The following is a 24198-nucleotide window of genomic DNA, read 5'->3' on the forward strand; positions in this document are numbered from 1 at the left end:
AGACTTCTTCATAAGCATTCATTTCAAAGTAAAAGTAGTAAGAATAATGACCCCATATGGGGATGATCTGCACCAAGCACCTATTTAGTTATGTACTGATACAAATAGAACATAGAGACAGCAAAGATTAAGGCTGCAATGAAAGCAATCATATAAACATAAGTTACCACATGCTTATCTGCCCCCCTCTCTATTACATTTCGCAACATGTGTACCGAGAGGGTTATAGTAACATACACACCAAAACCAATACTTATTATATCTCGGTAAGGATTATTTTCGGGAACAAAGATGATAAGTGCTAAAAATACGGCAAGGATAATCATATCCACCCAGTTGTAAGAAGATAGTTTATTTGGTTTACTCATAGATTAAAAGTTTTATTGAACGGTATAATGGGTATTATTATCCCTCAACTATACATAATTACTAAATTTATAGGGACTCTCCAATTGATTTGAAGAAAATAACTGTTCGAGTGAGCCCTCCTCTGCTCTATTCTTTTCTGTACAAGCAACTTACCCCTAGAAGACACTACTTAGTTTATCACTCTGATGATCAGTAAAATAGATCATAATCATTTCTTCTTTTTAGTAGTAGATAAGGATATACTGCGATATAAGTTCTTATTTCTATACAGAAAGAGTGATTTATAGAGATGTAAAGGAGGATTACAGGAGAGTATAATAAGTGTATACTTATAAGATAAATGCATATAAAACTTATAAAACAATAGTTTTTAAGCTATTTTTTATTTAGACTATAAATAATTTGGTTCTTTAAATTAATAATTGTTACATTGCATCCCATTCAAAAAAACAAGCAATTAGGAACTCAATAGATATTAGTAAAAATGAACAAACTTTCGACAAAACAATTTTGGATGGTAGGCTTAATGTTATTCTCACTCTTTTTTGGAGCAGGTAACTTAATCTTTCCTCCTATGGTTGGTAAGATGTCTGGAACAAGTATGTACTCCTCTATGCTATTCTTTAGCATCACAGCCGTTGTCTTACCTGTATTGGGTGTCATTGCAGTAGCAAAGTCAAAAGGGTTAATCAATATGGGAAAGAAAGTAAGTCCTTGGTTTGCCACATTATTTACTATTATCATATACCTCTCTATGGGCCCTCTTATGGGGATTCCTAGAGCAGGTACTGTTCCTTTTGAAATAGGGATAGCTCCCAATCTGCCCGAAGGTTTTGCCTCTCGATCGGCACTATTTGTATTTACATTGTTATTTTTTTCAACCACATACTGGCTATGCCTAAACCCTATGAAAATGGCAGAGCGAGTAGGAAAATACCTCAGTCCAATTTTGCTCGTTATGATGGTACTCCTATTCATCTGCTCACTTATTAATCCAATGGGATCTCCCATTCAGCCACAAGCCGAATACGCTTCAAATCCCTACATCTCTGGTTTTATTGAAGGATATATGACTATGGATGCAATGGGAGCTCTCAATTTTGGATTAGTTATAGCTATGGTGATTCATTCTTTTCATATCAAAGAAGAAAGAGCCGTTATCCACTCTACTATAAAAACAGGAGTTCTGGCTGGAGCACTTCTTTTTGGAATTTATATGATGCTAGCTCATCTTGGGGCAACGAGTATTAGCTTATACCCGCAAACCACCAATGGAGCACAAATATTAAATGCTGCCTCCAACCATTTATTTGGCTCATTTGGGGCTATTTTGGTAGCCGGTATATTTATGTTGGCTTGCCTGACAACTTGTATCGGGCTGACCACTTCTTCAGCGCAGTATTTTGCAACTTGGACAAAGAAGTTTTCATACAAAGGCTGGGTACGAATCTGGATTGTATGTAGCTTACTCCTAGCCAATGTTGGGTTAGATGCTATCTTAAATTATAGTGGTCCAATACTAACAGCACTCTACCCCGTAGCAATTGTAATGATACTTTTAGTCATTGCCGATTCTCTATTCAATGGCGAACAAGCTGTATATAAAATCACGGTTTACACCACTGGTATAGTAAGTATATTAAATGGGTTGAGTGAATTGGGCATTCAAATACCCTTAATAACAAAGGCCATAGAAAAACTTCCACTTTATTCTCTCCAACTGAGTTGGGTTATTCCAGCTATTGTAGCGTTTACAGTGGGATGTATTTACATAAAAGCAAAGAAAACACGATTAATTACGAGTGTAGTAAAAGATAAATCTTAATTTCTTGAACCAAATAATATGTAAATATGTTTAACTACATATTAGATAAAAAGTGATTCCGTTTTTGATAAACCTAAACCTTAATAATCTCTCTTTATTGTGATAATAAGGAAACAACGTTTTACAGGGACATTTATTTAAAAAGATAAAACCCAAGAAACGTTCTTGATTTTCGTACATAAAATAATGTTATATGTGCATTTAAGATTTATAATTTACCACGCATAAACCTAAACTTTGAATGGCCACTTTGTTGCATTGAATGGAGGAAAGCATCTTAGATACTTTCCTCTTTTTTTATTTCTATCGCTGCACCCTGAATTGCTCCGTACCTATTCTTTAGCTCTAAATGTAAAATAGGATATGGCTTCTGCATATCATCAATCTCTGAACGACAAACGACGACAAAGCCAAAGTGTTGATAGAACTGATAGGCATGGGCATTCTGCTCATTTACATCTACTTTCTGCGCTCCTAGCTCATTGAGGGCATAGAGTAATAGTGCCTTACCTATTCCTTGTCCTAAGTAAGCTGGATCAACAAAAAGCATATCAATATTATCTTCACTAACTCCAAGAAAACCTTTGATCACATCTCCATCTTGATACACATATAAGGTAGCTTGGGAGAAATAATCGGGAATCATTTCTTTATAGTAATCAAAATCTTCTTGTGCCAGAAAGTGGTGTGTAGCGAGCACCGAGTTTTCCCATAGGGTACATATATTACTAAAATCGGGGCTGCTAAAGGGGATTATATTTTGCATATCATTTTAAATAAAAAAGTTGCTTCATCTATATGCAAAGATATAAACGAAGCAACCCTATATCATAAAGATTCAGGAATAAAAATAAGGGTGATTACTCTTTTTGTATGAAGTAATCGTATTAGCTTGTCATGAAGTTGCAATGTCGTGTTTTACCAAACAGTGTACGGAAGTTTGGTAAAAACACTCATTACGATCTATTCAACTATAAAACACATTAATCAATACGACTATACATCCCAGAATTCTTGCTCTATGCACATCTTCCACAATTCCTTTATTCGTTTCTCATCTTATGAATCAAGTATGAGCCAGAGTAAAGTTGCCTCGCCTCTGAACCTTTTATTCTCGGTACCAAAAAATGAATCAGTAATAACTTTCAAAAACCGATAGTAAAAGAGAATTATGTATAAGAATATTTGCTAGAAAGGATACAATTCCTTTAGCCACCTTTTATATAGGTGAAGCTAATAGCATACATTATACGTCGATAAGAAGAAACGGTGTCAGTGCAGACTAGCGTGTTTTCCATGTGTAGATGTATATGGCGTATTAGATTACTACCAAAAGTAAATCATTCTGTTGAGATAGAAAACATATTGACATATAATTTTACTATTTTAACAACCTCCTATTCTCAGTTTAAAATTGCATTTCAAAGCTTGATTTAAGGATTTTACTTTTGAGAGTAAGTATCTTTAACGGGTACATAACTCATAAATAAGAGTTGATATTTAAGAAGATAGCGGAATTATATGATTCTTCTCAGACGATAATCGGACTCTATTCCACACTCTACATCTTCACCAAGTTGAAAAATTCAAGCAAGTACTCTCAACCAGACTTAAAATCCACTTTTCCACCTCACTATAAAGTCCTTAATAAAGGAAATGGATCATATATTTCATATTGATTAATCTATTTAATATATTAACATTACTTAAATAGGAAATAACTAAAATATTGAATTATGAAAAGAATCGATTTATCCCTGTTAGTTCTTTTGGCAGTAGTAATAGGTGCCTGTCAGAATGCTCCTCAACAAAAAGTAGCTGAACCTTCTCCCGAAATTTCAAAAACCTCTACCGATGTGGTTTTAAAGGATTATGGTGCCGCTCCCCTTGTTGTGAATATAGACGATTATACTTTATCAAACGAAAACTTCCGCACAACTTTATGGACTGGAGAATATCTTCAAGTTACACTGATGGCTATTCCAGTGGGCGGCGAAGTGGGATTGGAGCTTCACAATGATATCGACCAATTTCTACGAATTGAAGAAGGCTCTGCTGAGGTTTTAATGGGAGATAAAGAAGACGAACTAACCTACAAGAGAACAGCGAGTGAAGATGATGCGATCTTTGTACCTGCTGGCAAATGGCACAATGTAATCAATACTGGCGACAAACCGCTAAAACTATATTCTATTTATGCTCCACAAGAGCATCCTCACGGGACAGTGCATATAGACAAGGCAGCATCGGATGCCGATGAGCATGAACACTAAGACCTATTGTCCTTTTTACTAAATATTTATTGAGATTAAAACAAATAAAAACAGCCTATCTAAACTGAACTAGATAGGCTGTTTTTATTTTAGGATGTTTGTGGAAGTGAAATTTATTTCAAAGTAAACTTCACTTGACTCTTAATATCAGTTGAAGAGCTACCCACTAGAGCTATAAAGTCTCCAGCTTCAGCAACCCAATCGTGCTTCTTGTCATCAAAGAAGCTAAGAGCTGTTTTATCAATTGTAAAGCGAATCGTTTTTTCTTCTCCTGCTTCAAGATAAACTTTAGCAAAGTCTTTCAACTCTTTTACAGGACGAGGAAGATATGATTTCTTATCGCTGATATACAACTGTACAATTTCTGAACCTGCACGGTTTCCTGTATTTTTAACAGAAATAGAAATGGTTAGTTTATCAGATTCTGACATCTGTTTTTTATCTGTAGTTGCTTTACCATATTCAAAGGAAGTATAGCTTAGACCATGACCAAAACCAAATAGAGGTTTGATTTTCTCTCTGTCCAACCAACGGTATCCTACAAATAAACCTTCTTTATAATACACTTCTCCATCACCTGGATAAGCATCAGGAAGTGCATGTGCTCCTATATCTGTCAATTTGATAGGGAAAGTAAATGGCAACTTGCCCGAAGGGTTTGTATCACCTACAAGGATAGAAGCAATGGCATTACCTGCTTCTGAGCCCAAGAACCAAGCTTGTAAAATAGCTGGAACAGATTTAACCCAAGGCATAGCTACTGCATTACCAGAGATGTTTACATAGACAAAGTTAGGATTTACTTGAGCTAATTTTTCAATAAGCTCATCTTGACCATAAGGTAAACCTAAAGTTTTTCTATCGTGCCCTTCGCTATCTTGATAATCACTCTTATTTAAACCACCAATAAAGATAACGTAATCAGCATCACGTGCTACTTGTAGAGCTTCATCTGTCAGTTCTTGTACAGAGCGATTGTCAGTGAGATCTTGACCACCCTTCAAACCATCTTGTTCTACCTTTACATGACCCACATAGCCACGAGCATAAACTACTTCAGCAGCATCTCCTACTCTATTTTTAATACCTTCAAGAGGAGATATTTCATATTTAGCTTTCAAGGAAGAACTACCACCACCTACAGTCATATGCTTAATCGCATTTTCTCCAATAACAGCAATTTTACGAGTTTTACTCAAATCAAGAGGGAGAACATTTTTGTCATTCTTTAGAAGAACGATTCCTTCTTCTGCTATCTGACGAGCCACATCACCGTGTTCTTTTGTTCCAAATGAACCATAAGGACGGTTTGGATTCATAGTAGTACGGAATGTTAGTTTTAAGATATTACGAACTTTTTCATCTAATACCTCTTCACTAATTTCGCCTGATTTAAGCATTTCAAGAAAAGGTACTGCTAAATAATATTTGTCATAAGCATTGCTCACATTCATAGTAAGACCATCTGTCCACGAACCAAATTCCATATCTAGCCCGTGAAGAGCTGCTTGCTTGGTATCGTTAACACCACCCCAATCAGAAACCACGACACCATCAAAACCCCATTCCTTACGTAGGATATCTTGAAGTAGATATTCGTTTTGACATGCCCACTGACCTTTATATCTATTGTATGCTCCCATTATAGCCCATGCGCCACCTTCTTGTACAGCAGCTTTAAATGCAGGAAGATAGATTTCATAAAGTGCTCTATCATCTACATTTACATTAACCGTATGACGATCTATTTCTTGGTTGTTTACTGCAAAGTGCTTCACACAAGCAGCTACACCATTCTTTTGTACTTCTTGAATATAAGGTACTACCATCTTAGAAGCTAAGTATGGATCTTCTCCCATATATTCAAAGTTACGACCGTTCAGTGGAGTACGATAAATATTTACTCCAGGTCCTAATAACACATTCTTGTTTCTATAACGAGCTTCTTCACCTATTGCTTTACCATAGATAGCACTCATTTTGGGATTCCATGTAGCAGCCAAACCTGTTAAAGCAGGGAATGCTATACATGAGTCGTTTGTCCAGCCTGCCTGTGTCCATTCATCCCAAAGCACCTCAGGACGAATACCATGAGGACCGTCTGTCATCCAGTTTTCTGGAATGCCCAAGCGAGGTACACCTGGAGAACTAAATTTACTCTGAGCATGAACTAGAGCTACTTTCTCTTCCAGTGTCAAACGCACAAGAGCATCCTCTACTCGCTCTTCGATAGGCTTGGATAGATCTAAATAAATGGGCTGATTAGTTTGAGCAAATAAAGAAAATTGCCCTATACCAATGACAGCAACAAGTAACGATAGTAATTTTTTTCTCATAATTAAATCTCTAACTTAAGTTTACTATATTAATTGGATATATTATTTTACTTGGAATGAAGATTCCAAATCAGCATTGCTATTTGTTCCTACCCACAGTTTAAACTCACCAGACTCTACTTTATTTGTTCCATCTTGACCATAGAACGCAAGTTCACTTATAGGAAGCTCAAATACAACCGACTTAGTTTCTCCAGGTTGAAGGGTTACGCGTTGAAAACCTTTCAACTCACGAACAGGACGAACAATACTACCAAATAAATCACGTACATAAAGTTGTGCTACTTCAGTACCTGCGTAGTTACTTGTATTTTTTAAATCTACAGTAACTTTTAGTATATCATTTGTTGTTAAGGTTTGGGCAGAAAGATTCAGGTTAGAATACTCAAATGTACTATAAGATAATCCAAATCCAAAAGGAAATAAAGGATCTCTTCCTGAGTCTAGGTAAAAAGAAGTATTCCCCAATGAAGTCTGACCAGCTTCCAATTCAATATCTGCTAGGGTCATAACTTTTTCTGGTGCTGGACGACCTGTATTATTATGGTTGTAATACATTGGTATTTGCCCTACTTCTCTCACAAATGTCATAGGCAGTTTTCCACTAGGATTTTCTTTTCCAAATAGAAGATCTAAAATAGCAGGTCCTCCCATTGTTCCTGGATGAAAATTATAAAGTACAGCATCACTATATGCCAAATCTCTTTCAATAGTTAGAGGACGACCCGCCATTATAACAACTACAACTGGTTTTCCTACACTCTTCACCTCACGAATCAAGTCAGATTGCTTTCCAATTAAGTTGATATCAGAAAGCGAGTGAGCTTCACCTGAAAGAATAGCTTCTTCTCCTACAAATACTACTGCTACATCTGCTTTTTCTACAGCTTGTTTCACTGCATCAAATTGAGAAGTATTAGTATCACGAGAGTATTTTAAACCTGCTTCATATACATAATCGATATTCTTATGTGTCGTTTGTAATGCTTTTAAAGGTGTAACTGTATGTTCTTTTTCCCCATCAAACACCCATGTACCCATCTGATCATGTGGAGCATCTGCAAGTGGGCCAACTACTGCTATCTTCGTATTTATGTTCAATGGTAATACGCCCTCATTTTTTAATAAAATAGCCGACTCTACTGCTGCTTTTTGAGCTGCTTCAAGATGCTGAGGAGCATAGAAAGGAGTTTTTTGCTTGGTATCTATATATGGATTATCAAATAAGCCCATATCATACTTTAATCGTAGAATATTGCGCACCATAGCATCTATAGTCTCCATTGAAACTTTTCCTTCATCGACTAATTTTTCTAGATGATTGTGGTAGGTATGAGAAACCATATCAATATCTAGCAAAGCATTAGCAGAGAGTTCGGCTGCTTGCTCACCATCTTTAGCAAAGCCATGAGGAATCATTTCAGCAATAGAAGCCCAGTCGGATACTACTACCCCTTTGAAACCCCACTCATCCCGTAGTACGTCTTTTAAAAGAAATTTATTTGCAGATGCAGGAATTCCATCATTGTCATTAAAAGAAGTCATCAGTGTGGCTGCACCCCCTTTAATCGATTTTTCAAAAGGAGCTAAATATACATTTCTCATTAATGCAGGTGGAATATTGGTACTGTTATAATCTCTGCCACCTTCGGCTGCACCGTAACCCACAAAGTGTTTTACACAAGCCGCTACCGATTGGTTTGATTTTAAGTTACCTCCATCTTGAAAACCTTTTACCATAGCCAAACCCAGTTCAGCTGCTAAGTAAGGATCTTCACCCAAAGATTCGGCTACTCTTCCCCATCGTGCATCTCTAGAGATATCCATCATAGGAGCAAATGTCCAGTGAATACCAACAGAACGTGCTTCACGAGCAGCAACTTGAGCCCCTACTTCTACTACCTCTGGATTGAAAGAAGCTGCTTGTCCAAGAGGAATAGGAAAGATAGTTTTATAACCGTGAATAACATCACGAGCTATCAGTAAAGGGATGCCTAAGCGACTTTCTTTAATGGCTGTTTTTTGAATCAGATTAACCATCTCTGGATCAACCACATTTAAAAGCGAACCTACTTCTCCCTTTCGAATGGGTTGTAGGATACTTTGATCTAGCCCAGACAGCACTTGTTTCTTTAAATATTGAATCTTGTCTTTACGAGACATTTTAGCGATTTGGGCTTCAGATACCTTTATGTTTCTTAGGTTTTCATCCAAACCTAAATCGGGCATTTTATCAATATCAGCATCCGATAAACCAAAATAGCTATTCTGATTCATCTGCCCAATTTTCTCCTTCAAAGTCATTCGACTCAGTAGGTCGTTTACTTTTTGATCTACTGTTTTTTGCTGACCCATTGTAATAGAGCTAATACCCACAATACAAAGAGTCCCTAATAATCTTTTTAACTTCATAATGCTATTGTTGTTTTTGATAAACTCTTACGTAATCTATAATGTAATCTACAGGGAATATGGAATTATCTATCCCATGAAGTCCACCCCAATCACCACCTATAGCTAAGTTTAGTTTAATATAAAAAGGCTGATTGAAAGGCCATGTTTTCTTATCATTCTTCTTATCGTTTTTAAAGCTAAAATACTCGATACCATCAACATAGCCAATAATTTCATCTTCAGTCCATTTCAATCCATATACATGGTATCTTGTTTCAGCTCCTTGAATGCCTTGTGTAGCTGTTTTCTCAGTATTTATTTTATGATTGTAAGCTTCGGTATGAATAGACGTTTGCACTACATCAGGACGATATCCTACATATTCCAATATATCAATTTCACCATCTAGTGGCCATTCTTTATAGTTCTTAGGCATCATCCAAAAGGCTGCCCAAGTTCCTTTTCCTCCAGGCAATTTAGCCTTCATTTCAAAATAGCCATACAGCCATGACTGACTCGTATTCATCCGAGCCGAAATATAATCGGAACCCTCGTAAGGGGTTTCAAGTTTATGAGCAGTAATATATAGTTTTCCATTTTTAATTTGTGCTACTGTATCATTACCAACTACCTTATCTACATAGTTTTGAGGTTCATTATTTCCCCAACCATGATTGCCTGTTTCAAACCACCAATCGCTATTTGGAAGAGGATGTTTGCCATCGGCTAAAGCAGTTTCATTAAACTCGTCATTCCACACAAGCTGATACCCTTTGGGTACATAATCGGGAGCAAAACCTTTGTCTTGACGGATTGTTAAATCTCGCACTAAGTCTTGAACTCTTACTTGAATGTTTGTTTCTCTTTCTTGTTCCGTATCATTCTCATCCACTGTCACTTTAACAGATGTTTCACCATTGCCTCCTTTGGAAGGAGATAGATTCACCCAATCTACAGAACTTAAAACATCCCAGCCCTTATTCGCTTTTACCACAAATGTTTTCTCGCCCGCTTCCGCATCAAACGATAAGGAAGATTGAGAAAGAGTCAGTTCCGACTCCACCTCTTTACTCGGTGCATTCTCTTCTTTACTATCTGAGCACCCCGAACATCCTACAAGTATTACACTAGGAACTATCAGATACCAATATTTCTTTAACATGAAAAAAAAGTTCTATGATTAGTAATGAAAATTGAACCCAAGATAAATAAGATTACTTGGGCTCAATTTCTAAAATTTATTATTTATCAAATGAAAAGTCATCTAAGAAGAAAATACCAGGTGCAGCATGTCCTTCACCACCAAACTGTATGACAATCTTATCAAAATCTAAACGGTCTTTAACCGCACTAAAATCGAATTCAAGAGATAACCACTTACCCGTTTCTAAGTTTGCCTTCACAATCTCGTGCTGAGTTTCCCACGCACCATCACCCTTTTCACTATTATGAAGTTTTACAGCCAATTGAGGAAGTAGTTTTTTGTTGGTTATCCACTCTCCTGCCACTGCATGTTCTGTTTCATAATCATTGTACTCAGGAATGAATACTTTGACACGTACCTTGTTGATTTCTGATAAATCAAACTTATAGTCGGCAGTAAAAGAGAGATTGGTATAGAAGTCTTCCCCTTTATCATAAGCACAAACTTTGCTTGACTTATTGATACCGATAGGTGCAGGATTACTATAAGAAGTAGAGAACAAATCACTCATTTGATCAGCTACAAAATTCACTGCTGTCTCTTCTGCTTCAAAATCATCCTTCAAAGGAATAGCCTTCACTTCCTTAGGTTTTTCAACATTGAGTTCTTCTAAACAGTAAACAAATACCCAGTCTTGGCTTTCTACTGTATTATTTACTCTCAACCCCATTACCTCATCAGTTAGATAGATGATTTCATATTCCTGACTACCACAATAATAGCCTAAGAAAGAATTGTCTGTAAGAGTTAGTTTGGGATATTCTAAAGTTTCATCAAGAGAGAAACCAAATTTACCACCAGCAAAATCAAACAATACATCATCACCATCAGTAGCCGTTACATTAAATCCACCAACACTAGCCGCGCTTGCTTTACGACCACCACCCTTGCCATTGTTAGCAATTAGGAGTTGTGTTCCCTCTTGAATAAAAGTAAACTTCGCATCATAGATAATCTCCATCATAGTACCTTCTTTGTCAGCAGGACCTGCAGCCCACCATCCTTGTCCGTATGAACCTTGTTCGCCAAGTCCATAATGACCTTTGATGTCTTTACCTGTTTCTTTGGCTACCTCAGATACGTAGTTATTGTATTTATCTAATACCCAGGTTTTACCAGCTGTATTGTCCGCACCACCTGTAAGCATATTATAGGTAGGAGTATCTATTAAAGAGAAATCATCTTCCTTGATCGTAATCACCTTACTCAAACTAGCTTCGGAGCCATCGGCTGCATACATAAACAAAGTTACAGTGTACTCTCCAGCACGAGGATATTGAGCTGTAGCTGTTTCTTGATTGCTACTGCTACCATTTCCCAAATCCCAACGGACAGAGTGAGGAGCTGAAAAATCAGTAGTATTGACGAAGGTTAATACGTTATCACTCTTTTCAGAAACTTTCATATCAAATGAAAGAATCTCTGGAGTGATGGGCTCTATTTTTCCTAAACTTGCATTACTGCTATACTGTGGTGAACACCCAGCCAATACAAATAATAGCACACCCAATAAATAAGTAGTTATATTTTTCATATTCATTATCGTTTTAATCATTTCCATTGACCATTTTGAACCAATTCATAATCAGTTCCTTTTGTCTTTTCCATTTCACCTTGAGGAATAGGAATATATTTCATCCAATCTTCAAATTTTCTTTCAGAGTTATACTCTGGCAAGCTTTCTGTCAGAACTGTTTCTGCATCTCCCCAACGGACTAAGTCCCAGAAACGCATCCCTTCACCTAAAAATTCACGACGACGTTCTAGTTTGATATTCTCAGGAGTAGCAGGAATAGAATTGGCTTTACCAAAGGCTCTTTCACGTACATCGTCCAAGCATTTTTGAGCAGACACACCACCCACTTCTGCCTGTCCTTGTATTTTTACTAGTTCAGCATAATTTAGTAATACCTCAGCATAACGGAAGATGCGAACATTGTTACTATAATTCAAATCTACATCATAAGGAGCTTTATTGTAACCTACACGAGCAGCATATTTACGCATAAAGTAGCCCGTATTTTGGAATCTACCCACATAAGAACCTTCTTCCCAAGCATTGATAGAACCTTCACGACGTAAGTCTCCTTTTTCGTACATTTCATATGCAGCAGGACGAACTGGAGCAAAACCCCAACCTCCCTTAAACACCCCTTTAGGGTCTTTTAAATCATTTGGAGATATGAATGCTGGGTAGTTTGTTCCATAACCACTCCATCCACTTGCCCAACTTTTACCTTCGGGCATCTGGTTACTTTCAAAAACAGATTCTTCGCAGAATTCATTTTCATCTTCCCACATAGCATCAAAGTCTTTGAATAATTTGAATTCTCCACTTTGAATAATATCAGCCATGTCTTTGGTTACTTCAGCATATTTATTTACATCTTTTTGGTAGAGTACTACACGAGCTTTTAGCATTAATGCGGCTGCCCTAGAAGCCTTACCTAGATTATCACCTGTCATTTTCATAGGAAGGGCTCCATCTTCACAAGCCACTTCCAAGTCTGCCATAATCTTTTCATAGATTTCGTTAGCAGCAAGTTGTTTAGTCATATAAGGAGGCGTAGCCAAAGGTTCTTCAAAGAAAGGAATGTTTCCCCAAAACTTCCATAATAAGTGTACATAGTATGCACGAAGAAAATGAGCTTCAGCATTGTATTGCACCAATTTATTATCATCTACCTCTACTGCGTTTTTGCAAGAGATAATGGCGTTATTTGCACGAGCTAAACCTGTAAAGTAAATACTCCACAAGCCATCTATAGTCTCGGCTGAAGAAGAAGCAAACTGTGACAACTTATACAGCTGGTTTTGATCTCCTGCATCTCCACCACCTTTGAAGATATCATCCGAACGAAGATCGGACATTAAAAGAATACTGTTATAATTATTATTAGCATAACTATCAAATAATAGAACTTGATAAGTGGATGCCAAGTTGGATAAAATTGCACCTTCAGTGGCTGCTGAACCTGCCTCTTGTTGTTCTGTTGAAGAAGCGGTAAGAAAGCTATCTCCACAGCTACTCATTACTAAGCCTCCTACTAAGAAGAGTGATAAGATACCTATATTTATTTTTTTCATATTGATCAGATTTTAAGATTAGAATGATATGTTTGCACCAACAGATACTGTACGAGATTGAGGGTAAATACCTCTATCTACACCGATACGATCATAGCTACCTGTTGCAATTTCTGGATCAAACCCTTTATGATTTGTGATCGTCAACAAGTTTTCTGCTGAAACATATACTCTTAGTTTTTCAATAAATGCTTTCTTTGTCCATACTTTAGGAAGTGTATAACCCAATTGAACTGTTTTTAAGCGAATGTATGAACCATTCTTGATAAACAAATCTGAAGAACGCCAGTTGGAGTTTGGATTAGCAGTAGTCATTCTTGGTATAGAATTAGAAGTGCCTTCTCCGTGCCAACGATCCATCATTTCTGCTGGTCGATTCATAGCTGGTATATCACCACGAGTAGATAAATCGAAGATATCATTACCCGCAGCACCTTGCCAGAACATATTAAAATCTAGTCCTCTCCAATCCGCCCCGATACTTAAACCGAATGTCCAATCGGGCATACCTTTACCAATCTTTGTTTTATCATTATCATCAATTACGCCATCACCATTGTGATCAACGAAACGCACATCACCAGGCTGAGCATTGGGTTGCATTATTTTTCCATCCGCATTTACGTAGTTGTTTACCTCATCCCAGTTTTGAAAAATACCAGCTGTTTTATAGCCATAAAAATAAGGCCAAACTTCACCATTCTTACCTTTAATAAAGCTACCTAAACCAGATGTAGCATTGGATTCATAAATCGCTTCCCCACTAGCATTTCCTAGTTTTACTAATTCATTCTTTAGATAAGAAGCATTTGCAGTAATGTTGTAATTAAAATCTTGAATATGGTGTCTCCAACCAATTTCAAACTCAATACCCGAGTTCTTCATATCCCCCACGTTTGCCATAGGAGCACTCTGACCTACATAAGAAGGGATAGGCTGATCCATCAACATACCATTTGTTTTCTTTACGAAATAGTCGAAACTCAATGATAAAGCACCATCCAAGAAACGAGCATCAAAACCTAAGTCGGTTTGCTCAGACTCTTCCCATTTGATATTTGGATTTGGAATGTTAGATGGGGATGTACCATAAATCATAGTACCATCTTTACTATCAGTAGCGACATCATAACCCCCACCGAAATAGTAGTTCTGACCACCAGCCATTAATGAAGCATAACGGAAGTTTCCAATATTCTCATTACCATTTTTACCCCAGCTAAAACGTACTTTGAAAGAATCAAACCATTCGGGACGATTGATATAAGGTTCATTTAATACGTTCCAACCCATAGATACAGCAGGGAAAGTAGCCCACTTATGGTTTGGACCAAACTTAGAGGAACCATCTCTACGAAGCGTCAACTGCATCATATAACGTTCATCAAAGTTGTAATCTACTCTACCAAAATAAGAAGCTAAAGCAGTAAAGTCATAACCTCCTGTACCCCCTTCAACACGCTCTTTATCGCGATCGGCAATGGCCGAGTTTATATTTGCCTTGCCTGGATCTGTCTCTAGTAAATTATAATCAGTTCCACTCAAGTGACGGTATTTATATTTTTGAGCAGACTGACCGAGTACTACGGTTAAATGATGCTTATCTAAAAAAGTTTGGTCATAAGTAAGCACGTTTTCAACCTGCCATTTAAAACCTCTGTGCATTTGACTAGTTACATAGCTCTCATCTAAAAATTGATTTTGAGAAGCTAGGTAATAGGGGAAGTGATGACCATCCATACCCCAAAAAGCAAGGTCTGTACCATAACTCGTTTTAAACTTCAACATAGGAAGTAACTCTAATTCTGCCCAAAAAGTGGCTACAAACTTATCGTCATTCCATTTTTCACTATAGGGTCTATTAAGCATAGCTACAGGGTTAGCTATTTCTTGAAATCCACTAGGAGGCAAAGAAAACACCCTACCATTAGCATCTTTTACTGCATTTGGATGTTCCTTTAGAATTTGTTCTGCAGTAGCATCATCAGCATATACAGGAATAAGAGGATTAAAAGCCAACGCACTACCTAAAATAGAACCATATTCTGAGTTGGCTTCAACACCAGTAGTGTGACTTCTTGAATACCCCATATTGGCTCCTACAGTAAGTTTTTTTAGATATTGTCTATCTTCTGCCTCAAATATATTGTAAGTTGAGTTGGAACGAATACTGAAACGTTCATAATTGGATTTGCCATAATCACCACCTACAATACCCTCTTGATTGAAATAACCAGCTGATAAAAAATAGTTGCCCTTTTTGCTTCCACCAGCAATACTCAACTGATGGCTCTGAACGGGAGCATCAAAATTGAATGTCTCTTCTTGCCAATCGGTCCCTTTGCCTACCGTTGCTATATCTTGTGCTGTATAACGAGGCTTGTTACCATCATTAAGTTGAGCTTCATTCATGATAATCATATACTCCTTAGCATTAAGCATAGAACGTTTTTTCCATGGGTTTTGCCAGCCATAACTAAAGTCGTAGTTAATGCTTGTTTTGCCCTCTGAACCCGATTTTGTAGTTACTAAAACCACACCATTAGCAGCTCTAGCACCATAAATTGCAGCTGAAGCAGCATCTTTCAAAATTTCAATAGATTGAATATCTACAGGGTTTAGATAATTGATACCTCCATCAACAGGCATACCATCTACAATATAAAGAGGATCACTATTGTTTACCGTACCAATACCACGAATACGTACTTTTGAATCAGCTCCTGGTTGACCCGAACTTTGAGTAATTTGCACACCCGAAACTTTGCCCTTTAGTGCATCTTCGACACGAGAAGGACGAGCCACATTTAGTTCGTCGCCAGTTACCTTACTAATAGCAGCAGTAACTACACTTTTCTTTTGAATACCATAACCTACAACCACAACTTCATCTAGAGAAAGGTCATCTGTTACCATTTTGATATCTAATCGTTTGGATTCAGTAATGGTTTTTTCTTGGGGTTTATACCCTATATAAGTTATCACTAATTTAGATTGTGGAGCTACCTTTAAAGTAAACTCTCCATTTAAATCGGTAATTGTTCCATTGGTAGTTCCTTTTTCTAGAATAGAAACGCCAATGAGTGACTCTCCTGTTTTGCCATCAGTCACTACACCACTTACAGTAAAGTGTTGTGCTAATGCAGAAAACGTTGAGAGCAACATGACAAGAAATAGAGAAAATAATCTTGTCAGTGATCTGTTTTCTTTCATAATAATTTTAAATATTAAGGTTACACATACTAAAAACTTTCTTTATCAAAATTAAGATTTGAAGTTATCAATATCTAAAATAGACATACAACTTAGACTCAAATATGACTTTTTACAGATACTACATCAATACTACATAAAAGTTTAATCAACTGATTATCAATACCATTTAAATACATCAATGAGAATTGGACTTACTTTCCACCCATTTTACTGCAAATATCAGTATCTTTGGTTTTATCAATGATTAACACTCTATGAATAGATTATACTATCTCATCCTCTTACTTCTAACTCTAATCCCGCTAAAGGTACATAGCTGGAATGATAAAATCATAAATTATCGTCACGACGAATATAATGCAGGATTCCAAAACTGGATGATAAAGCAACATCATCAGGGCTGGATTTACTTTGCCAACAATGAAGGTCTTTTGGAGTTTGATGGTGTATTTTGGGATTTACACGAAATTCCAAATACCATGGTTCGCTCTCTTTTTATAGAACAAGATACAATTTATGTAGGAGGCAGTTCGGAATTTGGCTTTTTTATCCCTAATGAAATAGGCTCATTAACTTATCATACCCTGACAAATCAAACCAAAGATTGGTCGGGAGAAGTATGGAATATTGTAAGTATAGATAGTTACATCTATTTTATAACCGATGGATATGTACACAAATTTAATCCCCGTTCACTTACCGTCCAAACTAGTCGGTTTGATTTCAAAATAGATTGCTCTACGGTATATCAAAACAAGCTCTACTTAGGAACCATAGGAGGAGTATACCAGGTAGATTTAATGGACTTGAAAGCTCATTTAGTGGCTGGCAGTAATAGCCTGGGAGAAGAGAAAATAAGTGCATTAATTGCCGATGGCGATAGATTAATAGTTGTAACACAATACAAAGGCTTATTTACTCTTAAAGATAATAAGTTAATACCTCATGCAACGATTAATACCTATTTGGCAAACAAGTATCCACTCTTTAGCGCTTCAAAAAACAAGAACATACTTGCTGTTGGTACAGTAAATAGTGGAATTTGCCTATTTGATGAGCAGAACCCTAAGCTATTCAAAAACTATGATTCGTATACAGGCCTAAATAACAACACGGTACTCAGTACTTTCTTTGATCAAGATGGGAATCTGTGGTTGGGAATGGATAAAGGTATTAGTTATATTGAGCTCGACTCTCCTATTCAGCCGATGTTCTCAACCATCTCACCTATCGGAACAGGATATTGCTCCAAGATGTATAATGGTAATCTCTATTTAGGAACAAATCAAGGGTTATACCTCTATAATAATGGCAAACCTACACTCGTAAATGGTGCAGAAGGACAGATTTGGTCAATCAACGAAATAGGTAAAGAGCTACTTATAGCAGGAGATAATGGCATTACTATACTAAATGCTAAAAATAAAGAATCGTATCACATCTCTAAACGAGGAGTTTGGGAGGTAAAAGCTATTCGTACAAACCCTAACTACCTACTCTATGCAACTTATAGCGGCATCTGTGCCTTAAAAAGGGTAAATGGCAAATGGGTGTATTCTCATGTTGTTGAGGGTTGTGGGGATTCAACAGCTGGATTTATTGAAGATATTAATCCACAAACTTTTTGGTATGTCAACTCACATAAACAAATTGAAAGAATAACTCTCGATGATGATTTTAGACGGGTTATTGATCGAAAAGTGTACCAAATGAGTGATACCATCGTTGACAAGTTTAAAACACTACAATATATCGATAACCGATTGATAGCTTGTTCTAACTATGGAATATTGGAGTATAGCAGAGTTACAGACTCTTTTCACCCTAGCGAGCAATTGGAATCTATACTTGATGGAAAAAGAGAGTATCGCTATCTGTATGTAGATACGCTGAAAAACATCTGGTATGTTACGCATAAAGAACTCAAGTTTTTGGAGTATAAAGAGGGGCATTATGCCAAACGACCTATAAACTTAGGAATGTCTTACCAATTGATAAATGGATATCAGAATGTGGAGCTTATCCATCCACAATCGGCTTTGATTGCTGTGGAAAATGGATTTATTAAAGCCGAGATAGACCATTTAGATAAGGTGGCTCAACCCATTAAAGCTTTTATACATAGTATTGTTGTAGAAAAAGAAAATGAACTAGTTTATTATCGAAATAAAGAAACATCCTATAATCTTCAACTGAGTTACCAACAAAATACTATTGCTGTAAACTACGGAGCACTAGCTATCAAAGATTATGGAAATATTTTATATAGCTTTCGATTGGAAAACGATGATAAAGAGTGGTGCAAACCCATATCCATCACCAAAAAAGAATACACCAACCTGAAAGAGGGTACTTACACCTTTGAGGTTGCTGTAGTAGATGAACAAGGCAACCACTTGAGTAATACAGCCTCAGTAACTTTTACCATTGCTCCTCCGTGGTTTCGTAGTATATGGGCATATATTGGGTACTTTATTCTGCTAGTAGGTCTATTCTATTTAGTCTATCAAAGGATAACACTTAGTAAGCGTCTAGAACTTATCAATCAAAGAAAGAAACACCAGGCGATAACAAAGTTGAAAGATCAAAGAATTATCGAACTTCAAAATGAAAATCTTAAAAACAAACTAGAGTATCAATCGCAAGAATTATCGGGGCAAATGCTTCATGTGATTAGTAAGAATGAAACTCTTGAAAAGGTAAGAGATGAAGCTTTAAAACTCTCAAAAGCAATAGATGAAAAGACGCAGCCAAACACGTTAAAACAACATATTGTGAGGCTGATTGCTATGATTAATCATAACCTCGGCGGGGATGATAATTTTGAAGCTTTTCAATCGAATTTCGACTTGGTTCATCGTGATTTCTTTAGGATACTCGACTTAAAACACCCTACTTTAAGTAGAAATGATAAAGTACTTTGTGCTTATCTATACATGAATCTTATATCCAAAGAAATAGCTCCACTCATGAATATTTCTGTGCGAGGGGTAGAAGTAAATAGATATCGCTTACGAAAAAAACTAGGTTTAGAAAGAGAAGAAAATCTTACGGAATATCTTCAAAGTTTGATCCAAGAAAATAGCCTAAACAACCCTTCTACTGAAGAAAAATAAACCGTCTCTACTCTCTTTAAGAATTGAATAATTATTCAATTATACAAAACAAAAAACAGGGTTCTAGCATAACACCGATAAAAAAAAGCTTTGACACCGACATGTTCTCATCATGTCGGTGTCATGATGAGATTTTGATCCTGTCAAAAGAATTCTTTACCTCATGGAGATAATATGGACTTTTCACGGATTGTATTTTCATACATTTATGCAAAATGCAAAAAGAGTGAAGTGATCAATAATTTTATGAGATTGAAAACGGTCATAGACTATTAACTTTTCTACTGAATCAATGAGAATAAAAGAATTTAGTGTGTTCTACTGATATAAACCAATATCGCTAAAAGAAGCAAGTAAGTTACTTATAATCACTACAAACATCTAATACACATTTACGATTTAAAGCTTTATTCATACTAGAAATACGAAGACAGTTGTCAACACCCTCCATATAGACCTCACCATTCTTTGCTATAGCAAGATAATCTTTACACTTTCTAGATGCTGATAGTAAAAAATGTTTATGCAATAAAGCCTTATATACTTCTATTCGATTACGAGAAGCCTGACTCATTGGATAGTTACCACTGATCAATATCCAAGGCATTTTTGGTCGGCGAAAATACATTTTATAGGCATCCTTTCCTTTTTCATTTCCATAAAACACCATTCTAAACTCAGCAGTCTTTGAAGGAATACGATAAACAATCTCAAAACTAGAATTCAATATGGTACCTTTCTGTGTATCATGAGCTTCGACTAGCATGCCATATTGATCTAGATAAGTAGATAGATTGATATGAATGATATCATTGGGGTTTACTTTCTTGAGATTCATAATTACATACAATTAATTAAATAAACATGTTTTATGCTGCATTTTGCTTTTACTACTCTGATAAGGTACAAAATGTATCTTAATTTTTACTATATAAATAAAAAGTATTTAACGAAAAGATGTGTGAAATACACTTTTTAGTCACAGAAAGCCTATTTAAGAAACATATCCGCAACACATAGTTTTAATAATTTAACATTTAAGCCTATTTAGTAATTCTTTAAAATAAAAAAGGAGGCATAACATTCGTATGTCTCCTTGTACTAGTTCACCTCGAGAATAGGTGATTTATGTAAATCCATTCAACAGAACCTCCTCCCGTTCTTCTCCCATCTTTTGACGAAATCGTTCAAAACTCCAACGGATCGTTATATTACTGATCTGCTTACAAATAACATCTTTGATACTAAAGAAATTGAGTTGCCTAGAAGAGTTAAACTCTTCCCCACTCTTTTGCATTAGATTGATAAAGTGATAAATATCAGATGGAATCTTATGGTATTTTTCTTTAAAAATACGTTTGTACTCTTTTAATTTATCAGCAGATATCGAATTGAGATTTTTTGGAATAGGATGCCAGCCATCTCGTGTATTTTGGCAATAAACCTCATACTTATCATTGCCATATTCATCCTCATAATAGATAATCCTCAAATCATTAGGCTGAGTAGGTGGTTCATAAAACAATTCAAGAGAAAAATCTACTACTTTCCCATCTTGTAGCTTATAGTACTCTCTTAACCTCCCAAATTTATCAATACGAGTATTGGCTAGCACTTCGTCAAAATTGTATAAGTCAGTTTGATTTAATGTCATAGCTTAGGTTTTTGTTGTGTTTATAAGAAACTTTGCATAAGTTAAAAAAAGCAAATAGAATAACAAGCACCATTTTGGGTAAAAATAAGATAAAACACTGATTTTATGCATTTTTCACAGACTAACACGAACTTAACAACTCGTCCAATTCTGACTATTTACTATCTATTTTTAAATTTTAGTAACACTTATAATTAAGACAAATCTCTGTAATGGGCATAAAAAAAGTCTCACACAATATTCTGTATGAGACTGATTTGCCTTTTTGTTTTCATTTGAAGGTCTTTCTCTTGCATTATGATACTCATAACTTGAAAAGACTATTTAACATTCTATTAAATAGATTTTATCACTTCTTTAATAAATTGGTGACGATGCTCGTCTGTACCCAAACTTGCATTATCACAGTTTAACCAAGTAGGATTTTTAAAACCCACCACCTCTAAAGTGCCATGAATAAATCCACCCTCAATAGAAGATCTAAAATGCTCTGTTGGGCTTTGGCTAGTGGTAATAACAACTGTTTTGGTAATATCCAATAAGGGAGTCCAGCCATTTTGATAATTGTGTGAGAAATTCACCAAAAGCACTTTATCAAAGAAACCGCGTAAGATAGCAGGCATAGTACCCCACCAAATAGGGAAAATAAAAATAACCTCATCAGCTTCTTTCAACAAAGATTGATATTTGCCAACTAGCGGATCAGAGTATTCGCCATGATTATAAATTGCCAATTCATTTTTGGTAAGAACAGGATTAAAGTTTTCGCCATTTAAATCAACTACTTGATAAGATTTTCCGGCTGTACTTAGCTTTGTTATAACTTCTGTAAGAATAGCATGGTTAAAGCTACCCTCCCAAGGATGAGCATAAATGATTAGTGTCATATATTTTTATTGAAAAATAGTTTTATAAAATTGTGTACAAAGCTAAGAGAAGATATTCATTTTAAGAAATCTGTTTGTGTTATTTAGGATTAAAAATAGACATCAACACTATTTTTTGAAATCTAACAGCATTTGATTGTCCTTTTAAATTATTTTTCGTGAATAGTTTTAGAGCTGACATATTTTTTAGACCTTTGCAACCAAGTATAAAAGAATTCTTTCAATTAACAGCACATATAAAATGAATATAGTTTGCACCTTAGATAATGGATACCTTAAGCCTTGTGGAGTCATGCTAACATCTCTTTGTGAAAACAATAAAGATGAAAAGTTACATATATTTGTTGTCTCACAAGACCTAACAGACCAGTCTAAAGATGTATTACGAGGAATAGTAGAAAAGCAATATCACCAGGCATTGAGTTTTATCAATGCAGCAGATGTAAAAGCCATGCAGAGATGTGATGTTTCAGAGGAAAACGGACATATATCCAAAGCTGCTTTTTTAAGATTATTTACGGCAAGCATTCTCCCCCAAAATATAGATAAAGTAATCTATTTAGATTGTGATTTAATTGTTAGAAGAAGCTTAGTAGACCTATGGAATACTGATTTAACTAATCTTGCCTTAGGTGCAGTTGAAGATGAAAGCAGTACAGAGTTTATCCAAAAAGGGCTGTGTGAGCACTTAAAATACGATAGGAAGTACAATTATTTCAACTCAGGCGTTTTACTTATAAATTTAGATTATTGGCGCAAGACTAATGCAGAGGATAAGTTTATAAAATATCTTGAAGAATATAACTACCAGTTATTCCAAAATGATCAAGATGTTTTAAATGGTGTTTTACATGCAGAAAAAGTACTATTACCATTTACTTATAACATGACAGATAACTTTTATAGGAAAGAAAGACAAATACGGAAAGAAACTTGGGAAGAACTCGATTCAATACTGCCAACTGCTCACATTGTGCATTTTACTCGATCCAAAAAACCATGGTTAAAAAGCTGTAGCCACCCCATGCAAAGAGATTTTTTCAAGTATGTAGATCTTAGTCCGTGGAAAAACGAAAGACCCAAAATGAACTTTTATGAAAAGCTATATCGTGAAGTGAGAAGAGCTCTTAAATACAGAAAGATAAGTGATCAATAAGATAACAATAAGGAGAATGCCAAGCGTTCTCCTTTATTGTTTTTAAATCCATTCTTCTAGCTAATCGGTAGAAGTCTATTCAATAAATATATGATTTATTTGTTTGACGAGCACATTTTATTTGTGAGATCCGTACCTCACTTCTACATAATCTTATAAAACGTAAAAGAGGTGTTTAGTGAACACTCTAAACACCTCTCACACACATTGAGGTAACTTTTTCAAGTTACAGTAAATAAAAGTTGATGAAGAACATTTGTTATAGTATAAACTATAACGGCTTAATTAACATAAACCCTGCTAATAAAACTTATAAATACAACCTTTAATGTACCGTAGGAATGTAATAGAGAAGTGTCGTAAAGCTAAAAGATAGCTTTATGTAAATCACTTGAACCATAATCCCGTGGTACAACATTTTGTTATGTGTTAAGCAGGTATTCTGGCTTGTCCAACTAAAGTGCCTTCCCATTATTTATTAACAGTGGCATAGTGTACTTTAGTTCCTCCGAAAAGAGGTAAAAGACTTACAGCAACGGGTATTGCTGCCGATTCTCACGGCATTCCCTTTCACTTTCTACAAGAATTGTATAGAGTTACTTAACACTTTCAAAAGTAATCCTTTATATTGAATAAAGCTATTAATTAGAGTAATATTTTATTACTACATTTAAGGGTATA

General features: G+C 35.8%; 15 protein-coding genes and 1 riboswitch. Of the genes, 4 read left to right on the top strand and 11 right to left on the bottom strand.

The window, feature by feature from the left end; genetic code table 11:
- Nucleotides 1–80: 80 nt before the first annotated feature.
- Nucleotides 81–368 carry a hypothetical protein gene (locus K8V80_RS05650; protein ID WP_276775989.1) on the bottom strand — a complete coding sequence of 96 codons (288 nt, stop codon included), beginning with the start codon at nt 366–368 and terminating at the stop codon, nt 81–83.
- 485 nt (nt 369–853) lie between these two features.
- Here K8V80_RS05650 and brnQ point away from each other — a divergent pair, with 485 nt between their 5' ends.
- Complete coding sequence (brnQ, locus tag K8V80_RS05655; RefSeq protein ID WP_276775991.1) at nt 854–2194, top strand: branched-chain amino acid transport system II carrier protein; 1341 nt, start codon at nt 854–856, stop codon at nt 2192–2194.
- 277 nt (nt 2195–2471) lie between these two features.
- On the opposite strand, the gene K8V80_RS05660 is transcribed toward brnQ, so the two are convergent.
- Complete coding sequence (locus K8V80_RS05660) at nt 2472–2960, bottom strand: GNAT family N-acetyltransferase (RefSeq protein WP_276775992.1); 489 nt, start codon at nt 2958–2960, stop codon at nt 2472–2474.
- A 970-nt stretch (nt 2961–3930) separates the two neighbouring features.
- On the opposite strand from K8V80_RS05660, the gene K8V80_RS05665 reads away from it, so the two are divergent.
- A complete protein-coding gene (locus tag K8V80_RS05665) occupies nt 3931–4467 on the top strand; it encodes a cupin domain-containing protein (RefSeq protein WP_006744865.1) in 537 nt (178 codons plus the stop codon).
- Between the two features lie 113 nt (nt 4468–4580).
- Here the strand turns inward: K8V80_RS05665 and K8V80_RS05670 are convergent, their stop codons facing one another.
- From K8V80_RS05670 to K8V80_RS05695, 6 genes are all read right to left on the bottom strand, one after another.
- Nucleotides 4581–6803 (bottom strand): glycoside hydrolase family 3 C-terminal domain-containing protein, encoded by a 2223-nt coding sequence (locus tag K8V80_RS05670; RefSeq protein WP_006744864.1) that lies wholly within the window; start codon nt 6801–6803, stop codon nt 4581–4583.
- Nucleotides 6804–6845: 42 nt separating this feature from the next.
- A complete protein-coding gene (gene bglX, locus K8V80_RS05675; RefSeq protein ID WP_276775993.1) occupies nt 6846–9215 on the bottom strand; it encodes a beta-glucosidase BglX in 2370 nt (789 codons plus the stop codon).
- Nucleotides 9216–9219: 4 nt separating this feature from the next.
- Nucleotides 9220–10359 carry a family 16 glycosylhydrolase gene (locus K8V80_RS05680; protein ID WP_276775995.1) on the bottom strand — a complete coding sequence of 380 codons (1140 nt, stop codon included), beginning with the start codon at nt 10357–10359 and terminating at the stop codon, nt 9220–9222.
- A 79-nt stretch (nt 10360–10438) separates the two neighbouring features.
- Nucleotides 10439–11935, bottom strand: coding sequence for a PKD domain-containing protein (locus tag K8V80_RS05685; protein ID WP_276775997.1), 1497 nt, complete (start codon nt 11933–11935; stop codon nt 10439–10441).
- Nucleotides 11936–11952: 17 nt separating this feature from the next.
- A complete protein-coding gene (locus K8V80_RS05690) occupies nt 11953–13488 on the bottom strand; it encodes a RagB/SusD family nutrient uptake outer membrane protein (protein WP_276775998.1) in 1536 nt (511 codons plus the stop codon).
- An 18-nt stretch (nt 13489–13506) separates the two neighbouring features.
- Nucleotides 13507–16701: a SusC/RagA family TonB-linked outer membrane protein gene (locus tag K8V80_RS05695; protein ID WP_006744859.1), complete on the bottom strand. Its 3195-nt coding sequence runs from the start codon at nt 16699–16701 to the stop codon at nt 13507–13509.
- A gap of 257 nt (nt 16702–16958) precedes the next feature.
- Between K8V80_RS05695 and K8V80_RS05700 the strand changes: the two genes are divergently transcribed.
- The gene (locus tag K8V80_RS05700) at nt 16959–19820 is read left to right on the top strand and encodes a helix-turn-helix and ligand-binding sensor domain-containing protein (protein WP_276776001.1); all 2862 of its coding nucleotides are present in this window, start codon (nt 16959–16961) and stop codon (nt 19818–19820) included.
- A gap of 358 nt (nt 19821–20178) precedes the next feature.
- Here K8V80_RS05700 and K8V80_RS05705 read toward each other — a convergent pair whose 3' ends face one another.
- The 3 genes from K8V80_RS05705 to K8V80_RS05715 form a co-directional block, all read right to left on the bottom strand.
- Entirely contained in the window at nt 20179–20658 is a 480-nt protein-coding gene (locus K8V80_RS05705; RefSeq protein ID WP_276776003.1) for a hypothetical protein, read from the bottom strand.
- Between the two features lie 288 nt (nt 20659–20946).
- Complete coding sequence (locus K8V80_RS05710) at nt 20947–21474, bottom strand: hypothetical protein (RefSeq protein ID WP_006744856.1); 528 nt, start codon at nt 21472–21474, stop codon at nt 20947–20949.
- Between the two features lie 335 nt (nt 21475–21809).
- Nucleotides 21810–22361 carry an NAD(P)H-dependent oxidoreductase gene (locus K8V80_RS05715; RefSeq protein ID WP_006744855.1) on the bottom strand — a complete coding sequence of 184 codons (552 nt, stop codon included), beginning with the start codon at nt 22359–22361 and terminating at the stop codon, nt 21810–21812.
- Nucleotides 22362–22602: 241 nt separating this feature from the next.
- Between K8V80_RS05715 and K8V80_RS05720 the strand changes: the two genes are divergently transcribed.
- Nucleotides 22603–23517, top strand: a complete 915-nt coding sequence (locus K8V80_RS05720; RefSeq protein ID WP_006744854.1) for a glycosyltransferase family 8 protein — start codon at nt 22603–22605, stop codon at nt 23515–23517.
- 415 nt (nt 23518–23932) lie between these two features.
- Nucleotides 23933–24136: riboswitch (cobalamin riboswitch) on the bottom strand.
- Nucleotides 24137–24198: the final 62 nt, after the last annotated feature.

The organism is Bacteroides coprosuis (genome assembly GCF_020741705.1).
Classification (GTDB): domain Bacteria; phylum Bacteroidota; class Bacteroidia; order Bacteroidales; family Bacteroidaceae; genus Bacteroides_E; species Bacteroides_E coprosuis.

Bases quoted from the DNA above. Each gene is read 5' to 3' on its own strand.
- K8V80_RS05665 (WP_006744865.1), top strand. From the start codon at position 3,931: ATGAAAAGAATCGATTTATCCCTGTTAGTTCTTTTGGCAGTAGTAATA.
- K8V80_RS05720 (WP_006744854.1), top strand. From the start codon at position 22,603: ATGAATATAGTTTGCACCTTAGATAATGGATACCTTAAGCCTTGTGGA.
- bglX (WP_276775993.1), bottom strand. From the start codon at position 9,215: ATGAAGTTAAAAAGATTATTAGGGACTCTTTGTATTGTGGGTATTAGC.
- K8V80_RS05685 (WP_276775997.1), bottom strand. From the start codon at position 11,935: ATGAAAAATATAACTACTTATTTATTGGGTGTGCTATTATTTGTATTG.
- K8V80_RS05700 (WP_276776001.1), top strand. From the start codon at position 16,959: ATGAATAGATTATACTATCTCATCCTCTTACTTCTAACTCTAATCCCG.
- K8V80_RS05715 (WP_006744855.1), bottom strand. From the start codon at position 22,361: ATGACACTAATCATTTATGCTCATCCTTGGGAGGGTAGCTTTAACCAT.
- K8V80_RS05670 (WP_006744864.1), bottom strand. From the start codon at position 6,803: ATGAGAAAAAAATTACTATCGTTACTTGTTGCTGTCATTGGTATAGGG.
- K8V80_RS05705 (WP_276776003.1), bottom strand. From the start codon at position 20,658: ATGAATCTCAAGAAAGTAAACCCCAATGATATCATTCATATCAATCTA.
- brnQ (WP_276775991.1), top strand. From the start codon at position 854: ATGAACAAACTTTCGACAAAACAATTTTGGATGGTAGGCTTAATGTTA.
- K8V80_RS05695 (WP_006744859.1), bottom strand. From the start codon at position 16,701: ATGAAAGAAAACAGATCACTGACAAGATTATTTTCTCTATTTCTTGTC.
- K8V80_RS05680 (WP_276775995.1), bottom strand. From the start codon at position 10,359: ATGTTAAAGAAATATTGGTATCTGATAGTTCCTAGTGTAATACTTGTA.
- K8V80_RS05710 (WP_006744856.1), bottom strand. From the start codon at position 21,474: ATGACATTAAATCAAACTGACTTATACAATTTTGACGAAGTGCTAGCC.
- K8V80_RS05650 (WP_276775989.1), bottom strand. From the start codon at position 368: ATGAGTAAACCAAATAAACTATCTTCTTACAACTGGGTGGATATGATT.
- K8V80_RS05660 (WP_276775992.1), bottom strand. From the start codon at position 2,960: ATGCAAAATATAATCCCCTTTAGCAGCCCCGATTTTAGTAATATATGT.
- K8V80_RS05690 (WP_276775998.1), bottom strand. From the start codon at position 13,488: ATGAAAAAAATAAATATAGGTATCTTATCACTCTTCTTAGTAGGAGGC.